General features: G+C 44.0%; 20 protein-coding genes. All 20 read right to left on the bottom strand.

Annotated elements, in window-relative coordinates; all coding sequences use genetic code 11:
- Positions 1 to 64 precede the first annotated feature (64 nt).
- The 20 genes from trxB to pstB all read right to left on the bottom strand — a co-directional run bounded on the left by trxB (position 65) and on the right by pstB (position 22347).
- Positions 65 to 1012, bottom strand: coding sequence for a thioredoxin-disulfide reductase (gene trxB, locus NFR98_RS08085; protein ID WP_014095825.1), 948 nt, complete (start codon positions 1010 to 1012; stop codon positions 65 to 67).
- 182 nt (positions 1013 to 1194) lie between these two features.
- Positions 1195 to 2706 (bottom strand): tetratricopeptide repeat protein, encoded by a 1512-nt coding sequence (locus NFR98_RS08080; protein WP_014095826.1) that lies wholly within the window; start codon positions 2704 to 2706, stop codon positions 1195 to 1197.
- A 99-nt stretch (positions 2707 to 2805) separates the two neighbouring features.
- Positions 2806 to 3321 carry an acyltransferase gene (locus NFR98_RS08075; RefSeq protein WP_014095827.1) on the bottom strand — a complete coding sequence of 172 codons (516 nt, stop codon included), beginning with the start codon at positions 3319 to 3321 and terminating at the stop codon, positions 2806 to 2808.
- Positions 3318 to 3971, bottom strand: coding sequence for a pyrophosphatase PpaX (gene ppaX / locus NFR98_RS08070; RefSeq protein ID WP_014095828.1), 654 nt, complete (start codon positions 3969 to 3971; stop codon positions 3318 to 3320). The genes NFR98_RS08075 and ppaX overlap by 4 nt, the downstream gene beginning before the upstream one ends.
- A gap of 95 nt (positions 3972 to 4066) precedes the next feature.
- Positions 4067 to 4882 (bottom strand): prolipoprotein diacylglyceryl transferase, encoded by an 816-nt coding sequence (gene lgt, locus NFR98_RS08065; RefSeq protein WP_014095829.1) that lies wholly within the window; start codon positions 4880 to 4882, stop codon positions 4067 to 4069.
- 63 nt (positions 4883 to 4945) lie between these two features.
- Positions 4946 to 5899 (bottom strand): HPr(Ser) kinase/phosphatase, encoded by a 954-nt coding sequence (hprK, locus tag NFR98_RS08060; protein WP_014095830.1) that lies wholly within the window; start codon positions 5897 to 5899, stop codon positions 4946 to 4948.
- Positions 5900 to 6303: 404 nt separating this feature from the next.
- The gene (locus NFR98_RS08055; protein ID WP_014095831.1) at positions 6304 to 6648 is read right to left on the bottom strand and encodes a phage holin family protein; all 345 of its coding nucleotides are present in this window, start codon (positions 6646 to 6648) and stop codon (positions 6304 to 6306) included.
- A gap of 124 nt (positions 6649 to 6772) precedes the next feature.
- Positions 6773 to 7918: a DUF4097 family beta strand repeat-containing protein gene (locus NFR98_RS08050; protein ID WP_251459931.1), complete on the bottom strand. Its 1146-nt coding sequence runs from the start codon at positions 7916 to 7918 to the stop codon at positions 6773 to 6775.
- Positions 7919 to 8283: 365 nt separating this feature from the next.
- Positions 8284 to 9834, bottom strand: coding sequence for a glycosyltransferase family 2 protein (locus tag NFR98_RS08045; protein WP_157775932.1), 1551 nt, complete (start codon positions 9832 to 9834; stop codon positions 8284 to 8286).
- A gap of 46 nt (positions 9835 to 9880) precedes the next feature.
- A complete protein-coding gene (locus NFR98_RS08040) occupies positions 9881 to 10684 on the bottom strand; it encodes an ABC transporter permease (protein ID WP_019721732.1) in 804 nt (267 codons plus the stop codon).
- The gene (locus NFR98_RS08035; RefSeq protein WP_251459929.1) at positions 10681 to 12828 is read right to left on the bottom strand and encodes a CDP-glycerol glycerophosphotransferase family protein; all 2148 of its coding nucleotides are present in this window, start codon (positions 12826 to 12828) and stop codon (positions 10681 to 10683) included. Before NFR98_RS08035 ends, NFR98_RS08040 begins: the two co-directional genes overlap by 4 nt.
- Positions 12829 to 12835: 7 nt before the next feature.
- Positions 12836 to 14026, bottom strand: coding sequence for a CDP-glycerol glycerophosphotransferase family protein (locus NFR98_RS08030; RefSeq protein ID WP_350346237.1), 1191 nt, complete (start codon positions 14024 to 14026; stop codon positions 12836 to 12838).
- On the bottom strand, positions 14019 to 14417 hold the full coding sequence (tagD, locus tag NFR98_RS08025; RefSeq protein WP_251459925.1) for a glycerol-3-phosphate cytidylyltransferase: 399 nt from the start codon (positions 14415 to 14417) through the stop codon (positions 14019 to 14021). Before tagD ends, NFR98_RS08030 begins: the two co-directional genes overlap by 8 nt.
- A 383-nt stretch (positions 14418 to 14800) precedes the next feature.
- Entirely contained in the window at positions 14801 to 17665 is a 2865-nt protein-coding gene (gene uvrA, locus NFR98_RS08020; protein ID WP_071451777.1) for an excinuclease ABC subunit UvrA, read from the bottom strand.
- Positions 17652 to 19652 carry an excinuclease ABC subunit UvrB gene (gene uvrB, locus NFR98_RS08015; protein ID WP_035190590.1) on the bottom strand — a complete coding sequence of 667 codons (2001 nt, stop codon included), beginning with the start codon at positions 19650 to 19652 and terminating at the stop codon, positions 17652 to 17654. Before uvrB ends, uvrA begins: the two co-directional genes overlap by 14 nt.
- 180 nt (positions 19653 to 19832) lie before the next feature.
- Positions 19833 to 20078, bottom strand: a complete 246-nt coding sequence (locus NFR98_RS08010) for a DUF2164 domain-containing protein (RefSeq protein WP_225620972.1) — start codon at positions 20076 to 20078, stop codon at positions 19833 to 19835.
- Positions 20079 to 20092: 14 nt separating this feature from the next.
- Positions 20093 to 20338, bottom strand: coding sequence for a CsbA family protein (locus NFR98_RS08005; protein WP_014095840.1), 246 nt, complete (start codon positions 20336 to 20338; stop codon positions 20093 to 20095).
- 86 nt (positions 20339 to 20424) lie between these two features.
- Positions 20425 to 21069, bottom strand: a complete 645-nt coding sequence (locus tag NFR98_RS08000; protein ID WP_071451775.1) for an HD domain-containing protein — start codon at positions 21067 to 21069, stop codon at positions 20425 to 20427.
- A 115-nt stretch (positions 21070 to 21184) separates the two neighbouring features.
- Complete coding sequence (locus NFR98_RS07995; RefSeq protein WP_237682149.1) at positions 21185 to 21403, bottom strand: EamA family transporter; 219 nt, start codon at positions 21401 to 21403, stop codon at positions 21185 to 21187.
- A gap of 158 nt (positions 21404 to 21561) precedes the next feature.
- On the bottom strand, positions 21562 to 22347 hold the full coding sequence (gene pstB, locus NFR98_RS07990; protein WP_251459921.1) for a phosphate ABC transporter ATP-binding protein PstB: 786 nt from the start codon (positions 22345 to 22347) through the stop codon (positions 21562 to 21564).
- Positions 22348 to 22370 lie beyond the last annotated feature (23 nt).

Raw genomic sequence — 22370 nt, 5'->3', positions numbered from 1 at the left:
AACCACTTGACGTTTTCCCTGTTTTTAGCAAAATGCCGGGGATACACGCCTTTTTATCCAGCAATCAACCGGCTTTCATGGCTTCTTTCACTTCTTCTACATAATGCTGGGCGTTTTGTGCGGCAATGCTGCCGTCGCCCGTTGCCGTGACGATTTGGCGGAGCGTTTTTTCACGGACATCGCCGGCTGCAAAAATGCCCGGAATTTTCGTTTCCATTTCCTCATTCGTCAAAATATAACCGGCTTCATTCGTAATGCCCAGGTTTTCAAAAGGCTTGGTCAAAGGCACCATGCCAATATAAATGAAAACGCCGTCCGTTTTAAATGGTTTTTCTGATCCGTCCACAGTCGAAACGAGCGTCACAGCGCCGACTTTTCCGTTTTCTTCATGGATTTCTTTCACCGTATGATTCCAGATAAAGTCAATTTTTTCATTTTTAAAAGCCCGGTCCTGCAGGATTTTTTGCGCCCGCAGCTGATCACGCCGGTGCACAATCGTCACTTTATTGGCAAAGCGCGTCAGGTAATTTCCCTCTTCAACAGCCGAGTCACCGCCGCCAACGACAACGAGATCTTTTCCTTTGAAGAAAGCGCCGTCGCACACTGCACAATAAGAAACGCCGCGGCCGCCCAGTTCGTTTTCGCCTTTGACACCGAGTTTCTTATATTGGGCGCCCGTTGCGATAATCACAGCAAGCGCTTTGTATGCTTTTGCGCCTGCTTTGACAATTTTATAATCCCCGTCTATCTCAATGCCTTTAATATCGCCGTATGCATACTCGGCACCGAACTTTTTGGCATGCTCAAACATTTTATTTGATAGCTCCGGACCGAGAATCGATTCATAACCCGGATAGTTTTCCACTTCTTCCGTGTTGACCATCTGGCCTCCTGGAACGCCACGCTCGATCATCAAGGTTTTCAAGTCTGACCGCGATGCATAAACGGCAGCTGTCATCCCGGCAGGCCCCGCCCCGATAATGATCACATCATAAATTTGTTCTTCACTCATCGTTTGTACCACTCCTTATTGAAAGGCCGCGGCCGGGAAACCGCAGGCCGCCTGTTTTCATCGTTCCACAAAGATGCAATTCCATACGATTTTTTTGAAAAAAACCCACTCTCTTTTATGCAGTGGGGTTTTCTTTCATTCTCTATAGTAAAGGAATATTGGTTTATCGTCTATTTTTGTGCTTAAAGGAGCGATTTGATCCGGTTTGCGTATTTCCTTAATGTGGAGACGGAAATCCGGTACTCCCTTGCGATTGCCTGTTGGGATACTTTATCGCCTTTTTGGTGATGCCACAAGTAATCGATAGCGGCGGCAAAACCGGACTCATTTTGAAACCGTTCCCCGCGTTTCAGACCGGTTAAAAAAATCGAAAACCAGGCGAGCATTAAGTTCGTATAGCCCGGAAACATCGGACCGTAATGGCTGTGGAGGATACATGCAATATTGTGGCCGCGCACAAACACCTCATCCGGGTCAAACGATTCGCGAATATCCGACTCCAGCACATGGGCGAGATAAATTTTTTCGGTCAGCGTAAAATCGTCAAGCGGTTTAAAATCCGGATGCGATACGATATCCGAACGATTGGAAGACAATCCGATCATGAAAATTCCGAAGAACCGCTCGGGCAACTCCGTGCTGTTCAACCTGTCCAAAATAAACTGGACATTTTTCTCGTTCATTTTCTTTTCCATTTCCCGGTTCCATGGTTCGCAGCCTTTTTTCTCCGGATTCAGTTCCACAAGCTGCTCCCAGGCGGCTTCTGCTGCCTGTTGCCGGTTCGTATGGTAAGCCGCCCGCGAAAGCCAGTAGTAAAACGAAGCATCCCCGTCAAATCCAACTTTTTTCAACCGGTTCAGCCAAAGGTACGCCTCTTCATAGCGCCCGACAATTGCAAATGTTGCACCGAGTTTATATTGATGGTCCAGTAACACCGGCCGAACTTTTTCAAGGCCGCGTAAAATCTGTTCCAGCTTTTCGTCATCGCGTTTATGGTAGTAAAAAACCGCTAAATTGCAAAGTGCATGAAGGTTGCCAGGGTTCTTTTCGAGCAAATCCATCAGTACCTCGACCGCTTTTTCCGTCTGGCCAAGGTAAAAACACGCAAGCGCCATGTTGTTGTAGGCAGACCAGAAATCGGGGTATTTCTTGATCAGTTTATGCAACTCCGAAAGCGCCGTATCGAAATGTCCCGCTTCGAGATACCGCCTTGCTTCCTCTTGTCTGGCCATGAGTTCGTCCTGTTCATACGAAATAGCGCCCGTTTCGTCCTCTTCTTCCAAATCAAGCACATAAATGAGTTCTTCTGCTTCTTCCCTGTACTCGCCAAACGGGTCCAGTTCAAGATATTTTCGCGCATGGTATAAAGCTTCGTTAAAAAATCCGAGATCCGCATAATTATTGGCAATAAAATAATGGCATTCGACCATGCCGGGATCGAGTTTTGCTAAAATATGGCGAAAAATGTCAATCGCCTTCCGAAACGCTTCACAATGGGTATAAATGATCGCAAGCTGGCAGGCGATGACCGGATCATACGGGTCAAGCTGGGCAGCGCGCTGCATATATTTCAATGCCTTTTTGATGTCATGGCGGTCATAAGCCTGGACACCTTTATTAAAATAGTATTCTCCCGTTGGTACAAAAGACAGCACATTGTCATGTTCCTGCCTTAATTTGGAATCTTTGCTCATGTTGTTCCCTCACAAACAAGTAACATTCATCGTTTCTTGTAGTATAACATACAATTGGAAAGCCTTTAACCTTTTGGGATAAAGTAATTCTTCCCTTTTTTATCGTTTTGTTTGTTCCGGGTCTTTCTTTTCGCTACTTTTCTGCCTGATTTGAAGCGGATTCCCGCAAGCAAAGGCACCAGCCGGCACATCTTTATGGACGACAGAACCGGCGGCCACCACCGCCCTGTCTCCGATCGTTACACCTGGAAGGATCGTCGTGTTCGCCCCGATCATCACATCATCGCCAATCACAACTTCACCGATTCGGTATTCATCAATCAAATATTCATGCGCGAGAATGGTCGTATGATAGCCGATCACGCAATTTTTGCCGACTGTGATCATCTCCGGGAACAGAATATCGACAAGCGCTTTGTAGGCAAAAGCCGTCCTGTCCCCGACTTTCATGTGCAAAAAGATGCGGTACATTTGGTTTTTAAGACGCAAAAACGGAAGAAAGCGCGCAATTTCAATGACAAGCACGTTTTTAAAAACTTTCCAGAATGAAACGGTTTTATAAATTTGCCAAAGGGCATTCGATCCTTTAACCGGATACCGCTTTGTATTTCTCATTTCACATGGACCCCGACAATTTCAGCAAGATCCGTCATCGTTTCGAGCATAAAATCCGGGTTGTATTGCTCGAGAAAAGCGCGCCCTTTTGCCGACCATGCCACACCGGCCGAAAAGGTGCCGGCATTTTTCCCCGCTTCGATATCATGGTAATTGTCGCCGATCATCATCGCTTCTTCCGGCTTTGAACCGAGAAGGCGGAGCGCTTTTTGAACAGGCTCCGGATCCGGTTTGGCCTTTTTGACATCATCAAGCGCCACAATCACATCAAAAAACGGGTCCAGTTTTGCCAGTTTCAGTCCTTTCTTGATCGTGTCCTTCATTTTTGTTGAAACAATTCCGAGCTTAAAGCGGTGTTCCTTGAGCATTTTAATCGTGTCATATACGCCCGGAAATTCCTTTACAAGCGCATCATGCTGCTGAATATTATACGTCCGGTATTTGGCGGTCATTTCTTCCGCCCGTTCCGGATCGATCGATAGAAACGTGTCGATTAAAGGCGGGCCGTTAAAAATGAGCACGTCCTCGCGGCTGTAACGGCCCGGATAGTACGCATTGAGCGTATACAAAAAGGACTGGATAATCAATTCGTTCGTGTCAATTAAAGTGCCGTCAAAGTCAAACAACAATGTCGTAATCCGGTTTTTCAATCTGCTTCCCTCTTTCTTTTCCTGGCTCCGTTTGGCCGGAAAGCCTGTTTGCCTCTCTGAAACGGGCTGAACCATCCGGAAAAATTAAGCCTTTTTCACTCTTCATCGTATCGTTTGGCCGATAAGCCTGTTTTTCTGCGGTAAAACCAGAGAAGAAGCGCGCAAACAATCAGGATGAAGGATACAACTTGCGCCATGCGGATATGCGCAGTCAACATCAGGCTGTCCGTCCGCAAACCTTCGATAAAAAACCGGCCGATCGAGTACCAGATAAGATAGGTTAGAAAAATTTCGCCCCTGTGCATCGCCGCCCGCCTTCTCAACAAAAGCAAAAAGATGAAACCTGCAAGATCCCAAAGTGATTCGTATAAAAATGTTGGCTGGTAATAAGTGCCGTTTATGTACATTTGATTAATGATCCAGTCCGGGAGATGCAAGTTCTCGAGAAAAGCCCTGGACACAGCCCGGCCATGCGCCTCCTGATTCATAAAATTGCCCCAGCGCCCGATCGCCTGCCCTAAAATCAGGCTCGGCGCAACGATATCCGCAATTTTCCAGAAAGAAACGCCCTTTGCACGTGTAAAAAGAATGGCGGTGACCACCGCCCCAATTAGCGCGCCGTGAATGGCAATGCCGCCATTCCAAATTTTAATGATTTCACTTGTATGTTGGGCATAATACTCCCATTCAAACAGGACATAGTAAATGCGGGCGCAAATAATGGAAACCGGAATCGCCCAAATGCATAAATCGGCAATGATATTTTGGTCAACCGAAAGCCGGTCAGCTTCCCGCATCGCAAGGGCAAGACCCAAAAGAATGCCGCAGCCGATAATGATTCCGTACCAGTGCACACTAAACCCGCCTAAATGAAACGCAATCGGATTCAGCGGGGTAATATTCGAATCCATTTTTCACAACCACTCCTTCTTTTCCGCGCCGTAAAGGCCAGCCTAAAATACAGCCGGCCATTTTTACGGTTCGTTCTTTTCTTCTTCCGTTCCCTGCTCGTGTTCTTCGATGACGTTTGCGAGCTTGGCCGTAAATTGCCGCGCCGCATTGACGCCCATATTTTTCAGACGGTAATTCATCGCCGCCACTTCGATGATAATGGCAAGGTTCCGCCCCGGCCGTACCGGTACCGTCATCTTTGTAATTTCGGTATCAAGGATTTTGACTTTTTCCTCATCCAGCCCGAGCCGGTCATATTGCTTATGCTCGTCCCACAGCTCGAGATTGGCGATCATGGTAATTTTTTTATGGCTCCGGACCGCGCCAGCGCCAAACAGCGTCATAACATTGATAATGCCAAGGCCGCGGATTTCAAGCAAATGCTCGATCAATTCCGGCGCATGCCCGATCAGAGACCCTTCTTCTTCCTGGACAATCTCCACGCAGTCATCCGCGACAAGGCGGTGCCCCCTTTTGACAAGTTCAAGCGCTGTTTCGCTTTTTCCGACCCCGCTCTTGCCGGTGATCAGAACGCCGACCCCGTACACATCTACAAGCACACCATGGATGGCTGTTGCCGGGGCGAGCTTATATTCCAAATAATTGGTTAAGCGGCTTGAAAACCGGGTTGTTTTCATCGGGGTCCGCATCACAGGGATCGATTTTTCTTCGGAAGCTTCTATTAACTCATCTGGCACTTCCAAATTTCGTGATATCACGATGCCCGGTGTAATATCGCTGCATAAGTTGTCCATCCTGCTCTTCCGTTCTTCCGGCGAGAGCCTCTTGCTGAAGGTGATTTCCGTCATCCCGAGCAGCTGGATCCGGTCGGCTGGATAATAATCGAAAAATCCCGTCATCTCGAGCCCCGGTCTTGAAATATCGCTTGTGGTAATCGGGCGATGGATGCCCTCTTCCCCACTGATCAATTCCAGATTAAAATGTTTAATCATATCTGCTACGCGCACCTTTGCCACTGTAATTCCTCCTGTTAAGTCCGGATAAAAACCACCGGAACGGCTTGTTGATGATTCAAAGGCTTCTTATTATTTTATCATTTCCCAAAGGGCCCGTTCCACCCTTTTCAACCAAAAATCATCCTGTGCCGTGTAAAACTGCGTTAAAGCGGTTCAGGGCCTAATGGCAAATCAGAGCGGACGCTGCTTTTCTCCTTTTCCAAAAGGACGATGCTATAAATGAACGAAAAGTCGCCACCCTGTTACTTCTTTTGAGATAAATGCCGTGTGGTGCATTTTTCATTTTAAAAATAGTTTGGCTGCCTGAAAATGATTTACCCTATATCCATCGGGCCATGGCATGAAAAAACGGCGGGTTTTCGCCGCCGTTTTTTCAAAGCTCCGGTGTCGGGCCGCCGCCTGTCTTATTTTCGGAATACGGTTTCCTGTAAAATTAAGTTTACGATCGCCATGATGATCGCAACGAAAAGCGCCATGCCGAAGCTGTCAATTTCAAAGCTTGCACCCATCAGTTCATCCGTCAGCACGAGTGTAATGGCGTTAATGACGAGCAAAAAGATGCCCAGCGTGAGAATTGTGATCGGCAATGTAAGCAGAATCAGGATCGGCCGTACCAGAATATTTAAAATGGACAAGACGAGACTTGACATAACGGCAGCCCCAATATTTTCGACATAAAAGCCATGAAAATAGCCGGAAAGTGCAATAAATAACACCGCATTGATCAAAATTCCAAGTAACCAGCGCATGATCATCAAACCTTTTCTGTGTGGTTCTTTTTACAGTATATAACGGTACAGCAGTGGATTCCAGCAGCACAGCAGGTACGCATCTTTTTTTCGCGAAATTTCTGCTTTCTAGGCAAAAAAACGATTATGCTTCCGGGCTTTCTTCTTCCTCCGGCTTTTGTTCGTTGATCGTGATGGACCCCGTTTTCGCGTCGGCAAAAATATATAATGCGGACTCAGCGGTGCCTTTTCTGCTGAAGCGCGCCACTTTCTGAATCATTTCTTTTCGTTCTTCATATTTTTCCATGCCTTGAAGGTCAATTGCAAAGTTGCCGAAGTTGGTTTTTCCTTCCCCGTGTACGGAGATGTTTTCCGGGATGGCCATTTCAATGTTTCCGGAGACGGTCTTGCTGTGCAATGAATCGGCGCCCGGAGCCATTTTTACCGTAATATTGCCGTTAAATGCTTCAAAGTCTGACCGCCTGCACGCTCCGTTCCACCGGATGTCCCCGTTCATCGTCTGTACTTCAACTTGCCCGATTGTATTTCCGTCAAAATCAACGGTGCCGTTTCCCGTTTCGACTTCCGCCGTTTCCAAATCGGCATGTTCCACCAGTACTTTTCCGTGGAGTGTTTTCACTTTTAACTGGTCTACCTGAATGTCTTTCACCTGGACGTTTCCATTAAAAGTGCTCAACGTGATTTTCCGGTAGCGGGACGCCGGAACGTAAACGGCTGTATCCACTTTCATCCATTTGGATTGCGTAGAAAACACAAGCCTGCCGCCCTCCACCGAAAACGTGCTATTGTTCAGCAGAAAACTGCGGGCATCTTCCCTGTCATTGGTGCGGTACACTTTTGCCTGGCATTCCACCCGCACATCTTCCTGATCCCATTGTTTAAACGTTAAATGTCCGTTTGCGATATCTAATTCAATGGTATCGGTTTCCGGCAGGCTTTGCTGGAAAACATGGGAAACTTCGGCAGACTGGCCCAGCTGGAGATCAAAGTCCTTTATTTTTTTCAGCGCGCCACCGACAAGATCAAACAGCTTTTCTTTCGTTTCATTAAAATTCCGGTCTGTATCGCGGAACTTTTTCTGCCCCGTATCGCTGCCAGCCTCTCCGTTGCCGCCGTTTGCAGCCTGTTCCCCGTGTTCTGCCGGATCCTCTTCCGCCGCCATTTGTCCCGCCTCTTCCCGGTCCAAAGCCTCCAACAGCATCAGCGCCTCATCCGTCGACAATTTCCCATCCTTCACCATATCCAAAATCCGTTTTCGTTTGTTTTCCATGGGGGGCCTCCTTATTTGTATATTAAAAGTGTATTACGAAAAGCAAGGATGGAAAGTTTCATCTTTCAAGCATTTGTAACATATTCGATCATAAGTTTATGTTCAAATTATTGTGTGCTAAAAAAGCCAAGATCATGTTATATTTCAATTTCATCCTTTATACTTTATATTCGACAAAAGCGTCCGAAATGCTTGTCAAACTTGGTATATTTGCTTATTCAGCAAGCCTTAAATAGTTTATTACAACAATTACCGTTATCAATGTTAAAAAAATGACCCCTATTTAATATAATAGGAATCATCTCCCAGCTGCTTAAACTTTTTTATTGTGTCATGGGGCCAGTTTATTGGAAGTCGCTTTTTAATCATTTTATTTTAAGGGCGATATTAGAGTTGACAGTTGTATAAAAAGAATAGTTTCTTCCTTCATAAGTAATTTTATTTTCATTAATTCTTCTTATATTTGTTTTTTCATAATCATTATATCGCAAATATATTGTAAAACTAGAAGTCGGAAGATTTTTTAATTCCTCCATACTCACCATCAGATGAGCAGTTCCGTTTTCGTCAATATCAATAGGATAATTTTTTTGGTAAAGCGCATTCTGTTTATCAACAAACAAAACATCTTTTACGTTGTCTACATAGTCCCCATAAACATTAAACATTAAATGGTAGTAATTGTCTTCAAAATAGTCTTTTTGAAAAACAGCGAGCATTGGAACTCTGATGAATTTATATTTTTCATCTTTTAAAGGAGAAACAACATAAGGAAGCTGGTTTCTAATTAATACATCTTTCACCTTCTCACCTTTTTCCCATTTGAACAATTTTTCAATATCGTCATATCGTCCTTCTTTAAAAAGTTCATACGCGACTTTGTTGATTGGTTTAAAAAAGTTTTCTGAAAAATCATACCTTAACTTTTTAGTTGTTTTTAATACGTCCCCAAATATTTTGAAATATATATTTTTATTTTTGCTCTTTAAAAAGTGATGCCTATTAAAGAGCCGAGTAATGGAATCGAATTCATATAATCGATTTAATATCATTTTTTCTTTTTCTACATCTAAACGTTTCTTGATAACATAATTGATTACCGCAATATTGCTCTCCATTTTCTCAGTAATATCCGTTTTTTTTGTTAAGGAATCATTATTTTCATCAAGCCTGTTTAGATAATAAATTGGCGTAGTCGTTGTAGAGATTGCTTTACAATTGATAAGAACATCTATAAAAAATTGTTTATCCTCTGCAAATCGCATTTCAGGGTATTTTATTTTATTTTCCTTTAATAACTTTGTTCTCATCATTCTGGCTCTTGGTCCCAAATGTTGAAAAATATGTGGAATTGAAAATGGAGAAACACTCCTTCTTTCCTCGCATGACTCATGTTCTCCTATTATTTTTATCCCCTTTGAATTCATTTCAATCGTTTTACCTACAATGTAGTCATCTCCTGTTTGTTCTAAAATATCATACAATACCTTTATACCATTTGGATCAAGCCAGTCATCAGCGTCTAAAAACGTTATATAATCTGCATTTGACAACTTTATCCCTAAATTTCTAGGCTGTGCAGGTGTGCCTGTATTTTTCTTTAAAAAAACAACTACAATGTTTGAATAATTTTCACTATATTCCAGTAAGATTTCCCTGGAATTATCGTTCGAACAATCATCTACTAGGATATACTCAATATTTTCAAAACCAATCGTTTGATCAATTACTGAATTAATTGTCTTTCTTAAATTCTTCTCCGCATTATAAACCGGCGTTACTACTGTAACCTTAGGATAAACATTAGTCTTCAAAAAGTATTTTTTATTTTTAACAAAATAACCTTCCCAGTTATACTTAATATTATTTTGTTTCTCGAAAATCTTCCTTTTTTCTAGCAATTGTTTTTCATCCACAACAATCCCAGCCTTTTTTAGATATTCCTTTTATCAAAAGGTTAAATTAAAGAAAGTCAACAAACCGGTTTCTAAATTTTACATGTAAGCTGCTGCCAATAATAAAAATAACAATGGTCATTCCCCAAAAATATAATGTATAGTGCCAATGATTAATAAAATACCACCCTTCATTTCCAAGTAATGAGGATCGATAACCTTCAATGACATAATAAAAAGGATTTAGCTTTAAAACTGCTTGTATTTTGGGAGAAAGCGTATTCGGATTCCACAATATCGGCGTGAGATAAATCATCATTCTCATAAGAGCCTGAACTATATTTTGTACATCCCTAACAATAGTTGATAAAGTAGAAGTAACAAGAGACAACCCAAATACAAAAATATAGACACTAATAAAGTAATAAGCTATACCAAAATAATAAATTGAAATCGTATACCCCTTTAAATTCAAGATCACAATAATAATCGCTAAAAGCATGAAATGCTGGTAGATCTTTGACAAAATTACATAACTGGGAATAGCACTTAGTGGAAAATTCATCTTAGCTACCATTTTAATTCTTGAATAAACAGATCTAGAACCCTGCATGACGGAAGGGTAAATAAAAAACCACACAGATATACCTGCAAGCAGCCATGGAATAAATTCAGGGCGAGGGTGCCCTCCTCTAATACCAAAACCAAATACAAACCAATATATAGATATTTGAATCATCGGGTTAATGATTTCCCATAAAACTCCCAGGTAATTACTTTTATTTTGGCTCCTCATTTCATAAGCCGACAATCTTAGGATCAGATAAAAACTACTTACTTGTTCCTTTATAACAGTAATAGCTGATTTCATAATTCTTTCCTTCCTAGAAAAACGCGATTTACCACTTTTTCAGATGATCTTTCGGATTCCAAATAACAAAATTGTTTATAAAAAGCTCCGAAAGTTTCCGGAAGTTTATAGTCGTTCGCATCAAGCTTTTTAATTTCATTAATGATTTCATCAGTTGTTTTTACTAATGGTCCTGGAGCGCTATTTTCAAAATCAAAATAGAACCCACGCAAATTGTCTCGATATTCCTCAATATCATAAACAAAAAAGATCATTGGCCGCTTTAGAATTGCATAGTCAAAAAACACGGATGAGTAATCTGTAATTAACAAATCGGCTATAAGGTATAGTTCTCGAATATCCTCATGATTTGAAAAATCGTAAGCAAACTCAGTATAAAGAGTTAGATCCAATTTACTGGCAACAAGATAGTGCATCCGCATCACAATGACGTATTGATCACCTAATTCTTCCTTAAGTTTTTCCAAATCTAATGGCAAATCAAACTTGTACTTACCCTTCCCGTAAAACTTATTATCTCTCCATGTCGGAGCATATAGAATGATTTTTTTATCTTCCGGGAGCCCATATTTAAGTTTAAGTGCCCTTATTTCTTCAGTGTGATTTTGTTTAAAAAGAAAATCGTTACGAGGATACCCCGTCTCAAGTATTTCCTTGTCAAAGCGGAATGCTCGTCTGAAAATTTCCGTAGAATAAGCATTTGGGGAAATAAGGTAGTCCCAACGGCTCGCTTCTTTAAGGAAATTACGTTTATATTTCTCAGTTGTTGTACCAGGCATATGAACTTCTTCCATATCGGCCGCTAGTTTTTTTAAAGGCGTTCCATGCCAGGTTTGAAGATAAACTGTATGGGCCGGTTTCGGTATCCAAAGCGGCATCCTGGTATTCACAACCCAGTATTTTGCTCTTGCCATTGCAAACAGCCATCTGATCGAAAGTCGTTTTACAACAACCAAATCCCTATTCTCAAAATTAAAAGAAAATCTCCTATCAACACTCCAATATAATTTAAATTCCGGATACTTTTCCTTCATATATTCATAAATCGCGCGAGGGTTATCGCTATACTGTTTTCCAAGAAAACTTTCGAACATAACGAGCTTTTTATTTGCCGGAAACATTCCAACAAATTTAAATGCAAACTGATATGCTCGTTTTGTATATCTGCTTTTCCTAATTTTCCGCAGTCTTCTCTTTATAATTAATTTCATATGAGTAGAAAAACGGTAATCATCTACAGAAATTGATAAAAACTTCTTTTTTTTTGTCCTAGTCACAAGCAGTTTTTTCTTTTGACCATTAAATTTTTTAATGTATTTTTTTCCTTTAGTAAATGGGCTGTCTGGGATAAACTTTAGACGTGCCGACTCTTTTACCTGTCCGTCTACATTTATTTTTAAATACGATTTATATCGGACTTTTCCCTCTCCTAAGAGAGCGATATCTTGAGCCTTTATTTCAACGTAAAAGCCCGCATGACTAAAATCCAACCCATGATGGCTATAACCTTCTGTTAAATCCGCACGCTCAATAAATTGAACCGGGTATTTAATTTCAATTCCCTGCCCAGCATTCTTTAAAATAAATTCTCTCTCTTCCAATCGGTCTTTTCCTGTTGGATCTACAACAAAACCGCTCAATGAAATTAGCCCTGTTTTATCAATGGACACTCTTTCAACTTTCGCAATTACTCCTGGATTCTTTATCCGAAACGAAACGTTTCTTTTATTCGTTGAATACGGCAAAAAAATTTTATTTTCTTGACGATTAACATAATGTAATAACTCAATATGCTGATTATTACTTCTCAATCTAAATTTGGAAGGTTCTACTGTTTCTTCATCTTCTTCCGTTTCCAGCTCTGTTATTTTCTCTTTTGTTATATATGCATCCCAAATATCGTCAGTAAGCACAAAATGATCAAGCTCATTTTTTTCTATTTTTGAACAAACTACACAAACTTCCTCACTTTTTGATAGTTCTTGTATGCTATATGTTTTTTTTAACCCTCTATAACGGCTAATGAGGGTAAGCTGCAGCGGAGACTGGTCTTCAACAATATGCAATGGAACATATATTTCAAGGAAATAATCATCATGCTGAAATTTTAGTTCTTTCAAAGTACATCTTTTTATTTCCACCATATGTATTTTAACTCCTCCCGGAAGCAGGTTTCCTACTATATTGATACAAATATGTGATTAAATTATAACTGGAATTTCCTGTAGAGTAGTGATTCCAAATGCTTGAAAAGTTAATAATCCGCTTCATGTCGAAATTATCTGCTTTAATGTACTGAATAATCTCTTCAGTATAAAAAGCTAAAGGTCCAGGTACCATTCGCTCATATTCTCCCCAAAAACCTCGATTTTCCTGATAATATTTTAAATCATACGGATAAAATATCATAGGTTTATTTAAAAGCGCAAACTCAAAGGGAATGGATGAGTAATCGGTAATTAAAAAGTCAGTTACGAGCAATAATTCGTTTACATCCACGTCCTTCGGGCAGTCAATGATAAAATCATGACGTTGGTTCAAACCCGCCCCTTTATTGACAGCCGGATGAAATTTCACAACAAAAATATACTCATCCTTCAGTTCATCATAAAGCCGGTCCCAATCAAGCGGCACTTCAAAATGATCCAGATGCTGGTCCCTGAAAGTCGGGGCATACAAGATCACTTTTTTCTTTTGAAAGGCAGGATACCGTTTGTACAGCTCCCTCTTTATGTCCCGGATCCTGTTTTGGTCAAAAAAAAGATCGGTCCGTGGTATGCCTGTGCAAAGAAAATTTTCAGGAGGAAGCCCGAAAGCCCTCATAAAAATATGCTTCATTTTTTCAGACCCCACCACTACCCGGTCAAAATGGGCATACACTTTTTTAAACCGTTTCAATGCACGCTTGCCCCTCGTGTGGATCGTTTTGTCTTCAAGGCCAAACGTTTTAACAGCCCCTGCTGCATGCCAGAGCTGGATGCATTCCACCCCTTTTTTAAACCGGGCGGCAGCCAGGAAACCGTAATAATTATCGACAATCACAAATTTCGATGTCGCAATGTTGTATATGCTACGGATAAAATGCTGCAAATTTTTCATTTCAAACAGAAATACCTTCTCTTGCCGGACGGTTTCCGCAACACGGCGGTAGCAGGAAGAAGTACAAACGAACGCTACCTGAAAAGGATCAGGATGCTTTTTCAATTCCTCATACACATATAAACTGTTCTGCTCAAATGAAACGACAAATGTGATTTTCCTTTTCAAAGGAAAAATTTTACACAATGTAAACAGCACGCGAAAAAGCAGTAAGTATAAGGAAATGAACAGTTCCCTAACCATTTTTCACAGAGAAGAGGTCCTTCTTAATTTTTGACGTAGAGATGCCGACCGTTCGCGGCAGGTAAACCACTTCGCAATAATCCTTTAGGAAATCAAATTTGCCTTTCCAGTCATCGCCCATGACGAAAACATCGACATTATATTTTTTAATATCGTCTAATTTTTGTTCCCACGAATGTTCCGGAATGACCTGGTCAACGTAACGGATCGCTTCCAGAATTAATTTCCGGTTTTCATAGCTGTGGTACGATTTTTTATTTTTGATTTCGTTAAATTCATCCGATGAAAGGCCGACGATTAAATAGTCGCCTAATGCTCTTGCGCGTTTCAGTAAATTGATATGCCCCCAATGGAGAAGGTCAAAAGTTCCATATGTGATTACTTTTTTCATACAGTTCTCTCCCTGCTAAATGTAATAGGCAACATTCCTGCACAATGCGACACTTTTCATTATTTTTCCCTAATCTTTACTTATTATATGTCTATTTCAAGCAGAATTCAAATACTTCTTTAATAAGTGCCCTACGTACAAGAGACCCCCTCCCGCTAGCGGGGGAGGAGCACCATAAAGTTAGCACCCCGATTTCCCACATAATAGAAAAAATTGCCAAAAGGCGCCGTACATCCCGCATTCAGTTATTCATCCGGCGTAAAGAAAACGCGGGCGTCCGGGCCTTTAGGCGAGAGCAAAACCGTAGTTGCACTTATGCGCTAGGAAAGTAGAAACTGAAAAATTTATACTTTCCTATTAGCCGAAAAAACGGTAAGCATGCCTCAGCGCGCCAGGTTTTCTATTTCTTTTTCCATTCTTTCCCGGTCGCGTTCCAACACCGGTTTCAAATATTTTCCGGTGTAGGAGGTTGGGTGTTCCGCAACTTTTTCCGGCGTACCGGTAGCAACAACGGTTCCGCCGCCATCTCCGCCTTCCGGGCCGAGGTCAATGATATAGTCGGCGGTTTTGATGACATCGAGGTTATGCTCGATCACAAGCACCGTATCGCCGTTTTCCACCAGCCGCTGCAGCACATCAAGCAGTTTGGCAATATCATGGACGTGAAGGCCGGTTGTCGGTTCATCCAAAATATAGAAAGAACGGCCGGTCGAACGCCGATGCAGTTCAGATGCGAGTTTCACGCGCTGCGCTTCGCCGCCGGACAGAGTTGTTGCCGGCTGACCGAGCTTGACGTAACCAAGGCCGACATCCGCAATGGTCTGCAGTTTCCGCCTGATTTTCGGAATGTTTTCGAAAAAGGAAATCGCATCTTCCACCGTCATATCGAGTACATCAGCAATATTTTTGCCTTTGTATTGAACTTCGAGCGTTTCGCGGTTGTACCGTTTGCCGTGGCATACTTCACACGGTACGTACACATCCGGCAAAAAGTGCATTTCAATTTTGATAATCCCGTCGCCGTGGCAGGCTTCACACCGGCCGCCCTTGACGTTAAAGCTGAACCGCCCTTTTTTATAGCCGCGGATTTTTGCTTCGTTCGTGGAAGCAAACACGTCGCGGATATCATCGAACACGCCGGTATAGGTCGCCGGGTTGGACCGCGGCGTCCTGCCGATCGGGGACTGGTCGATGTCAATGACTTTGTCGAGATGTTCAATACCCTTGATTTCTTTGTAAGCGCCCGGTTTTGCTTTTGCACGCTGCAATTTTTGGGCAAGCGCCTTATGCAAAATTTCATTGACAAGCGTGCTCTTTCCGGAGCCGGAGACGCCGGTTACAGCAATAAACAGGCCGAGCGGGAATTTTACATTGATGTTTTTTAAATTATTTTCTTTCGCGCCCCTGATTTCAACAAAACGGCCGTCCCCTTTCCGCCGTTCAGGCGGGAGCGGGATGAATTTCTTTCCGGATAAATACTGGCCGGTGAGTGAATCCGGATTTTTCATCACCTCGCGCGGCGTGCCGGCAGCAACAACCTTTCCGCCATGGACGCCTGCCCCCGGGCCGATGTCAATTAAATAGTCTGCGGCAAGCATGGTATCTTCGTCGTGTTCGACAACAATAAGCGTATTGCCGATATCAGCCATTTGCCTGAGCGTTGCAATCAGGCGGTCATTGTCGCGCTGATGGAGGCCGATCGACGGTTCATCGAGAATGTATAAAACGCCTGTAAGCCGCGACCCGATCTGCGTCGCAAGCCGGATACGCTGGGCTTCGCCGCCGGAAAGCGTACCGGCAGAACGGCTCAGCGTCAAATAATCAAGGCCGACATTAACGAGAAAACCGAGCCGGGATTCGATTTCGCGCAGGATCAGCCGGGCGATCGCCTGCTCTTTTTCCGTCAATTCAAGATGGGCAAAAAAGGTGCGGGCTTCCGCGATCGAGTAATCCGTCACTTCACTGATATGTTTACCGCCCACTTTCACAGCAAGGCTTTCCGGTTTCAGGCGGTAGCCTTTGCATTTCGGGCATGGCTGCTGGGCCATATATTTTTCCATCTGCTCGCGCGTGAAGTCGGAACTGGTTTCGCGGTAACGGCGTTCGATATTGTTCAGTACGCCTTCAAATTGAATCATATTGTCGCGCACCTGGCCGAAATCATTTTCATAATGGAAATAAATCCGTTCGTTGCCAGATCCGTATAAAATGATCTCCATCTGATGCTTTGGCAAATCTTTTACAGGCGTGTCCATATCAATGCCAAAATGCTCGCACACCGCTTTTAAGAGCTGCGGATAATATTGTGAGCTGATCGGTTCCCACGGGGCGATCGCGCCTTCATTGAGCGTAAGTGAGGCGTCCGGAATGACAAGGCTTGGATCCACTTCAAGCTTTGCCCCGAGCCCGTCACATTCCGGGCAGGCGCCGAACGGGCTGTTGAACGAAAACATGCGCGGTTCCAGTTTGTCGATCGAAAAGCCGCAAATCGGGCAGGCAAGGTGCTCGCTAAACAGCAGTTCCTCTTCCCCGATCACATCAATTACCACGCGCCCGTCCGCCAATTTCAGCGCTGTTTCAAGCGAATCGGCCAGGCGGGGCTCAATTCCGTCTTTTACGACAATACGGTCAACAACGATATCAATGGAATGTTTTTTGTTTTTGTCCAGCTCAATTTCTTCGCCGAGGTCAAGCATTTCCCCGTCAATGCGGACACGGACGAAACCCTGTTTCTTAATATCATCCAGCAGTTTCACATGCCGGCCTTTTTTCCCCGATACCACCGGGGCAAGCACCTGGAGCCGTGTCCGTTCCGGGTATGCCATGATCCGGTCCACCATTTGTTCGACCGTCTGCGAAGCAATTTCAATGCCATGGTTCGGGCAGATCGGGTGGCCGACGCGGGCATACAGAAGCCGCAAATAATCATAAATTTCTGTTACCGTCCCGACGGTGGAACGCGGATTGCGGCTCGTTGTCTTCTGGTCGATGGAGATTGCCGGGGAAAGGCCTTCAATCGCATCCACATCCGGCTTGTCCATCTGCCCTAAAAATTGCCGGGCATAGGCGGACAGCGATTCAACATAGCGCCGCTGCCCTTCCGCATAAATCGTATCAAATGCGAGCGAAGATTTTCCGGACCCGGACAATCCCGTCAGCACAACAAGCTGGTCCCGCGGCAAGGTTACATCAATATTTTTTAAATTATGGACGCGGGCCCCTTTTACTTCAATTTTATCTAATACCATTGTGGTCGTCACCTGCTTTCAGTTCTAAAAGGGCATCACGGTACCGGGCGGCCTGCTCGAAGTCAAGCGCTTTTGCCGCTTCTTTCATCTTTTCTTCCAGTTCTGCAATCATCCGTATGCGTTCTTCTTTCGTCAGCGGCTTTTTCGTTTCTTCCGCTTCATACGGCGTTGCATCTTCCGCCGCATAGGTCGCGTGGATCGTATCGCGGATATCTTTTTGGATCGTTTTCGGCGTGATGCCATGTTTTTTGTTATAGGCTTCCTGGACGGCACGGCGCCGTTTCGTTTCGCTGATCGCTTTTTCCATCGAATCCGTGATTCTGTCGGCGTACATGATCACTTTGCCGTTTGCATTCCGGGCGGCGCGGCCGATCGTCTGAATCAGTGACCGTTCGGAACGCAGGAAGCCTTCCTTATCGGCATCGAGAATGGCAACAAGCGACACTTCCGGGATGTCCAGCCCTTCCCGGAGCAGGTTGATGCCGACAATACAATCATATTTGCCAAGACGGAGGTCGCGGATAATTTCAATCCGTTCGAGCGTTTTTACTTCGGAGTGGAGATACTGGACTTTAATGCCCACTTCTTTCAAGTAGTCCGTTAAATCTTCCGCCATTTTTTTCGTCAGTGTCGTGACAAGCACGCGCTCATTTTTTTCAATCCTGTCCTGAATTTCCCCGAGTAGGTCGTCGATTTGCCCTTCGATCGGCCGCACATCAATTTGCGGATCCAAAAGGCCTGTCGGGCGGATAATTTGTTCCACCATTTTCGGCGTATGCTCAAGTTCATACGGCCCCGGTGTAGCGGATACGCAAATCATTTGCGAAATATGTTTTTCAAATTCCTCAAACCGGAGCGGCCGGTTGTCAAGCGCAGACGGCAGCCGGAACCCGTGGTCGACGAGCACCTGCTTGCGCGCCTGGTCCCCATTAAACATTCCCCTGATTTGCGGGAGCGTAACATGGGATTCGTCAATGACGAGCAGAAAATCTTTCGGGAAATAGTCCAGAAGCGTATACGGCGTCGAACCGGGCGGGCGCAGCGCCAAATGGCGGGAATAGTTTTCAATCCCGGAACAAAAGCCCATTTCCCGCATCATTTCCAGATCATAGCGCGTTCGCTGTTCGAGCCGTTGCGCTTCGAGCAGTTTACCGTTATCGCGGAGCTCTTTCAGCCGTTCTTCAAGTTCCGCTTCAATATTCCGTATCGCAATCTGCAGTTTCTCATTGCGCGTAACGAAGTGGGAAGCCGGGAAAATCGCCACATGGTCGCGGTCACCGATAATCTCGCCGGTCAGCGCGTCGACTTCGCGGATCCGGTCAATTTCGTCACCGAAAAACTCGACACGAATGCAGTGTTCATCGCGCGAAGCCGGGAAAATTTCGACGACATCGCCGCGCACGCGGAACGTCCCGCGCTGGAAGTCAATATCATTGCGGGCATACTGAATATCGACAAGCCGCCGCAGCAGCTGGTTCCGCTCAATTTCCATCCCGGTCCGGAGCGAGACGACAAGCTCGCGGTATTCTTCCGGCGAACCTAAGCCGTAAATACAGGAGACGCTCGCAATAATAATGACATCATTGCGCTCAAACAGGGCAGACGTTGCCGAGTGCCGCAGTTTGTCAATTTCATCATTAATGCTTGCATCTTTTTCAATATACGTATCGGTTTGCGGCACGTACGCTTCAGGCTGGTAATAATCGTAATAACTGACGAAATACTCTACTGCATTGTTCGGGAAAAACTCCTTAAACTCGCTGTACAATTGCCCGGCCAGCGTTTTGTTGTGGGCAATGACAAGCGTCGGCTTATTCACTTCTTTAATCACATTCGAAACCGTAAACGTTTTTCCCGTTCCGGTCGCCCCGAGCAGTGTCTGAATCTTTTTGCCTGCACGGATGCCGTCCACAAGCTGGCGGATCGCTTCCGGCTGGTCCCCCTCCGGCTTGTATTTCGAAACAAGTTCAAAAGCATGCTGTTCCATCCATGAGCCTCCTTAACCGGCATCATCTATTTCAACCTTAAAAGGCGTTCTTCGTCTTTCAGTCTTTTTATTTTAACATAAATCCTGCCCTGTCTCCAACAAAAAGCGAACAAGTTTTCTATCTTTTCATAAGAAAGAACGGTAAGGATTTTCCCTACCGCTTTCAGGAACGGATGGCCGTTATTTCACCGGGATTTCCAGGGCGTACCATTCTTCTTCAAGACGTGCATTTTGCCCTTCCCATATTTTCTTCGCATCCTCAATTCCCTTATTATAGTAGTGTGCCGCAAGCTTTTCCTGAAAAAAGTCAAAATACGCCTGTGCGGCAATCACGCCGATTTCTTCACCTGTCTGTTCCCAGACAAATTGCTGTATTTCCCGCAGAACCCGCTGCTTTTCTGCAGGGTCCATTTTGAATCCGGTCATGGGCGCCTCCGTCTTCATTTTTTCATTCCTTTTTTCATCTTTGCCTTCCGTATCATTGTATTAGCAAAATAAAACCCGATTGTCAATGAAGCTGCATCCACGATATACACCGGCCACGTGCGCGTATAGCCTTTATAAACGGAAGCGACAATGAGCGCAACCGTAAGGATCAGCCCAATCACCTGGTTAAACGTAACCCGCGAAAAAAAGATGACGAGAAAGCATGGAAAAACAGCGGCTACCACCAATTGAACGATCATCCTCACCCCACTCCAAGCCCTTACTTCTGCTATCCCTATTTTTTAACATTCCACCCGAAAATACAAGAAAAATCATTGAAAATGAATTATCTTTTGAATTCATTTTCAATGATTTCATCTGTAATGCCGCGCAACTGGCTCCGTTCGATAAAACGTTCTGCGAGCAGATCAGGCAAAATGGACGTTAAAAAGTATTGGACGGATGCAAGCCCCGAAAACCGCAAAATGGTCCGCAGCGATTCCTCGTAAATTTCCAGAAACAGCGGCTCCGGATTGCCTTTTTGGATTTCCCCGAAAGATTCATACAAAAGATCGACTTTGTCGGAAACGGATAATATTTTTCCTTCTAACGTATCGTCTTTGCCTTCTTTGAACAAGTCAAAATAAATATCCCGGTATTCTTCCGGAAACACGCCGTTGATAAAGTTTTTCGTCATTTCTTCCTCGACTTGTTTGAACAACTCATGCAGCTCTTTTGAAGAATATTTGACCGGCGTTTTGATGTCGCCTGTAAACAGTTCCGGATAATCATGATTCAGCGCCTTTTGGTAGAGCGCGCGCCAGTTCACTTTATTGCCGGCTTTCTCTTCCACATGGCCGAAAAACTGGGCGATTTTTGCCACTTTAAAAGAATGGGCTGCCACCGAATGTTCTTGAAATTTAAATTTGCCCGGGCAACGGTAAATTTTTTCCAGGTCAGACAAACTTTTAAAATATTGGTGAACCCCCATCCTGCTCCCTCCTTGCTGTCCGATTTTCTTTTCTTATAGGATTGGGACTGGTTTTTTGATATTTCCACTATTCTAGAAAAAAATAAACCCAGCGTCAAGCAACTGGGTTTAAAATCTACATGGTAAGGAAAAATGCCCCTGTAATGACCAGCAGAATCCCGAACCATTTTCTCCTGTTCATTTTTTCCGACAAAAAAAGGGAAGAAAGGATCAAGGTCCAAATATAGGTGATGGAGGTTAATGGATACACAATCGTATACGGCATCATTTTCAGCAACTGAATATTCAGCAATGCCCCTAATACATAGAGAACACCGCCAATATCAAGATTCAATTCTTATCGGAGATGATTTTTTATGAAAAAGAATGAGTAAAAGACATTTTTTATATGTTTTTACGCATAAGAAAATGGAAAAGAACAGCCAAACAGTCACCCTCTCAGCTGAACTTGAATGGAAGTGCTTTCCTTCACCTGTCAAGCGTTGGAAAGGATTAGCCGAACCGTCCTGAAATATAGTCTTCTGTCTGCTTCGATGCAGGATTTGTAAACATTTTGGTTGTTTCAGCGAATTCCACCACCCTGCCATTCAAAAAGAAAGCGGTATGTCCGGACACGCGCATCGCCTGCTGCATATTATGGGTGACGATGATGATTGTGTATTGCGCCTTCAACTCAAGGATCAACTCCTCAATTTTTGCGGCCGATACCGGATCAAGCGCCGATGCCGGTTCGTCCATTAAAATAATACCCGGTTCAACCGCGAGCACCCTCGCAAGCACAAGCCTTTGCTGCTGCCCGCCGGAAAGCCCCGCGGCAGATGTATGAAGGCGGTCTTTCACTTCATCCCACAGCGCAGCCTGAAGCAAACATCTTTCTACCATTTCATCAAGCACATGCCGGTTTTTAACGCCGTGGATGCGCGGTCCGTACGCGACATTATCGTAAATGGACATCGGAAACGGATTCGGGCGCTGGAAGACCATGCCGACCTTTTTTCTTAATTGGACAACATCCGTTTTCGGCGCATAAATATTTTCGTCTCCAATCGTAACATGGCCTTCCATTCGGAAACCGGGGATGTTGTCATTCATTCGGTTCAACGTCCTTAAAAACGTGGATTTTCCGCATCCGGACGGGCCGATCAGTGCTGTTACATGCTTTTTTGGAAATGCCAGATTGATATCGTAAAGGGCTTGAAAGTTTTTATAAAACACATTCACACGCTCAGCCCGGATAGCCGTTTGGTTATCTGCCCGTTTTTCCAATACTGTTGCCATTTTGCATTTCTCCTTTTCCACCA

The organism is Weizmannia agrestimuris, assembly GCF_943193165.1.
In the GTDB taxonomy this organism is placed as follows: Bacteria; Bacillota; Bacilli; order Bacillales; family Bacillaceae_C; genus Weizmannia; species Weizmannia faecalis.
This window is presented reverse-complemented; position numbering and strand designations above follow the sequence as displayed.

Bases quoted from the DNA above. Each gene is read 5' to 3' on its own strand.
- trxB (WP_014095825.1), bottom strand. From the start codon at position 1,012: ATGAGTGAAGAACAAATTTATGATGTGATCATTATCGGGGCGGGGCCT.
- NFR98_RS08080 (WP_014095826.1), bottom strand. From the start codon at position 2,706: ATGAGCAAAGATTCCAAATTAAGGCAGGAACATGACAATGTGCTGTCT.
- NFR98_RS08075 (WP_014095827.1), bottom strand. From the start codon at position 3,321: ATGAGAAATACAAAGCGGTATCCGGTTAAAGGATCGAATGCCCTTTGG.
- lgt (WP_014095829.1), bottom strand. From the start codon at position 4,882: ATGGATTCGAATATTACCCCGCTGAATCCGATTGCGTTTCATTTAGGC.
- NFR98_RS08055 (WP_014095831.1), bottom strand. From the start codon at position 6,648: ATGCGCTGGTTACTTGGAATTTTGATCAATGCGGTGTTATTTATTGCA.
- NFR98_RS08050 (WP_251459931.1), bottom strand. From the start codon at position 7,918: ATGGAAAACAAACGAAAACGGATTTTGGATATGGTGAAGGATGGGAAA.
- NFR98_RS08040 (WP_019721732.1), bottom strand. From the start codon at position 10,684: ATGAAATCAGCTATTACTGTTATAAAGGAACAAGTAAGTAGTTTTTAT.
- NFR98_RS08035 (WP_251459929.1), bottom strand. From the start codon at position 12,828: ATGGTGGAAATAAAAAGATGTACTTTGAAAGAACTAAAATTTCAGCAT.
- NFR98_RS08030 (WP_350346237.1), bottom strand. From the start codon at position 14,026: ATGGTTAGGGAACTGTTCATTTCCTTATACTTACTGCTTTTTCGCGTG.
- tagD (WP_251459925.1), bottom strand. From the start codon at position 14,417: ATGAAAAAAGTAATCACATATGGAACTTTTGACCTTCTCCATTGGGGG.
- uvrA (WP_071451777.1), bottom strand. From the start codon at position 17,665: ATGGTATTAGATAAAATTGAAGTAAAAGGGGCCCGCGTCCATAATTTA.
- uvrB (WP_035190590.1), bottom strand. From the start codon at position 19,652: ATGGAACAGCATGCTTTTGAACTTGTTTCGAAATACAAGCCGGAGGGG.
- NFR98_RS08010 (WP_225620972.1), bottom strand. From the start codon at position 20,078: ATGACCGGATTCAAAATGGACCCTGCAGAAAAGCAGCGGGTTCTGCGG.
- NFR98_RS08005 (WP_014095840.1), bottom strand. From the start codon at position 20,338: ATGATCGTTCAATTGGTGGTAGCCGCTGTTTTTCCATGCTTTCTCGTC.
- NFR98_RS08000 (WP_071451775.1), bottom strand. From the start codon at position 21,069: ATGGGGGTTCACCAATATTTTAAAAGTTTGTCTGACCTGGAAAAAATT.
- pstB (WP_251459921.1), bottom strand. From the start codon at position 22,347: ATGGCAACAGTATTGGAAAAACGGGCAGATAACCAAACGGCTATCCGG.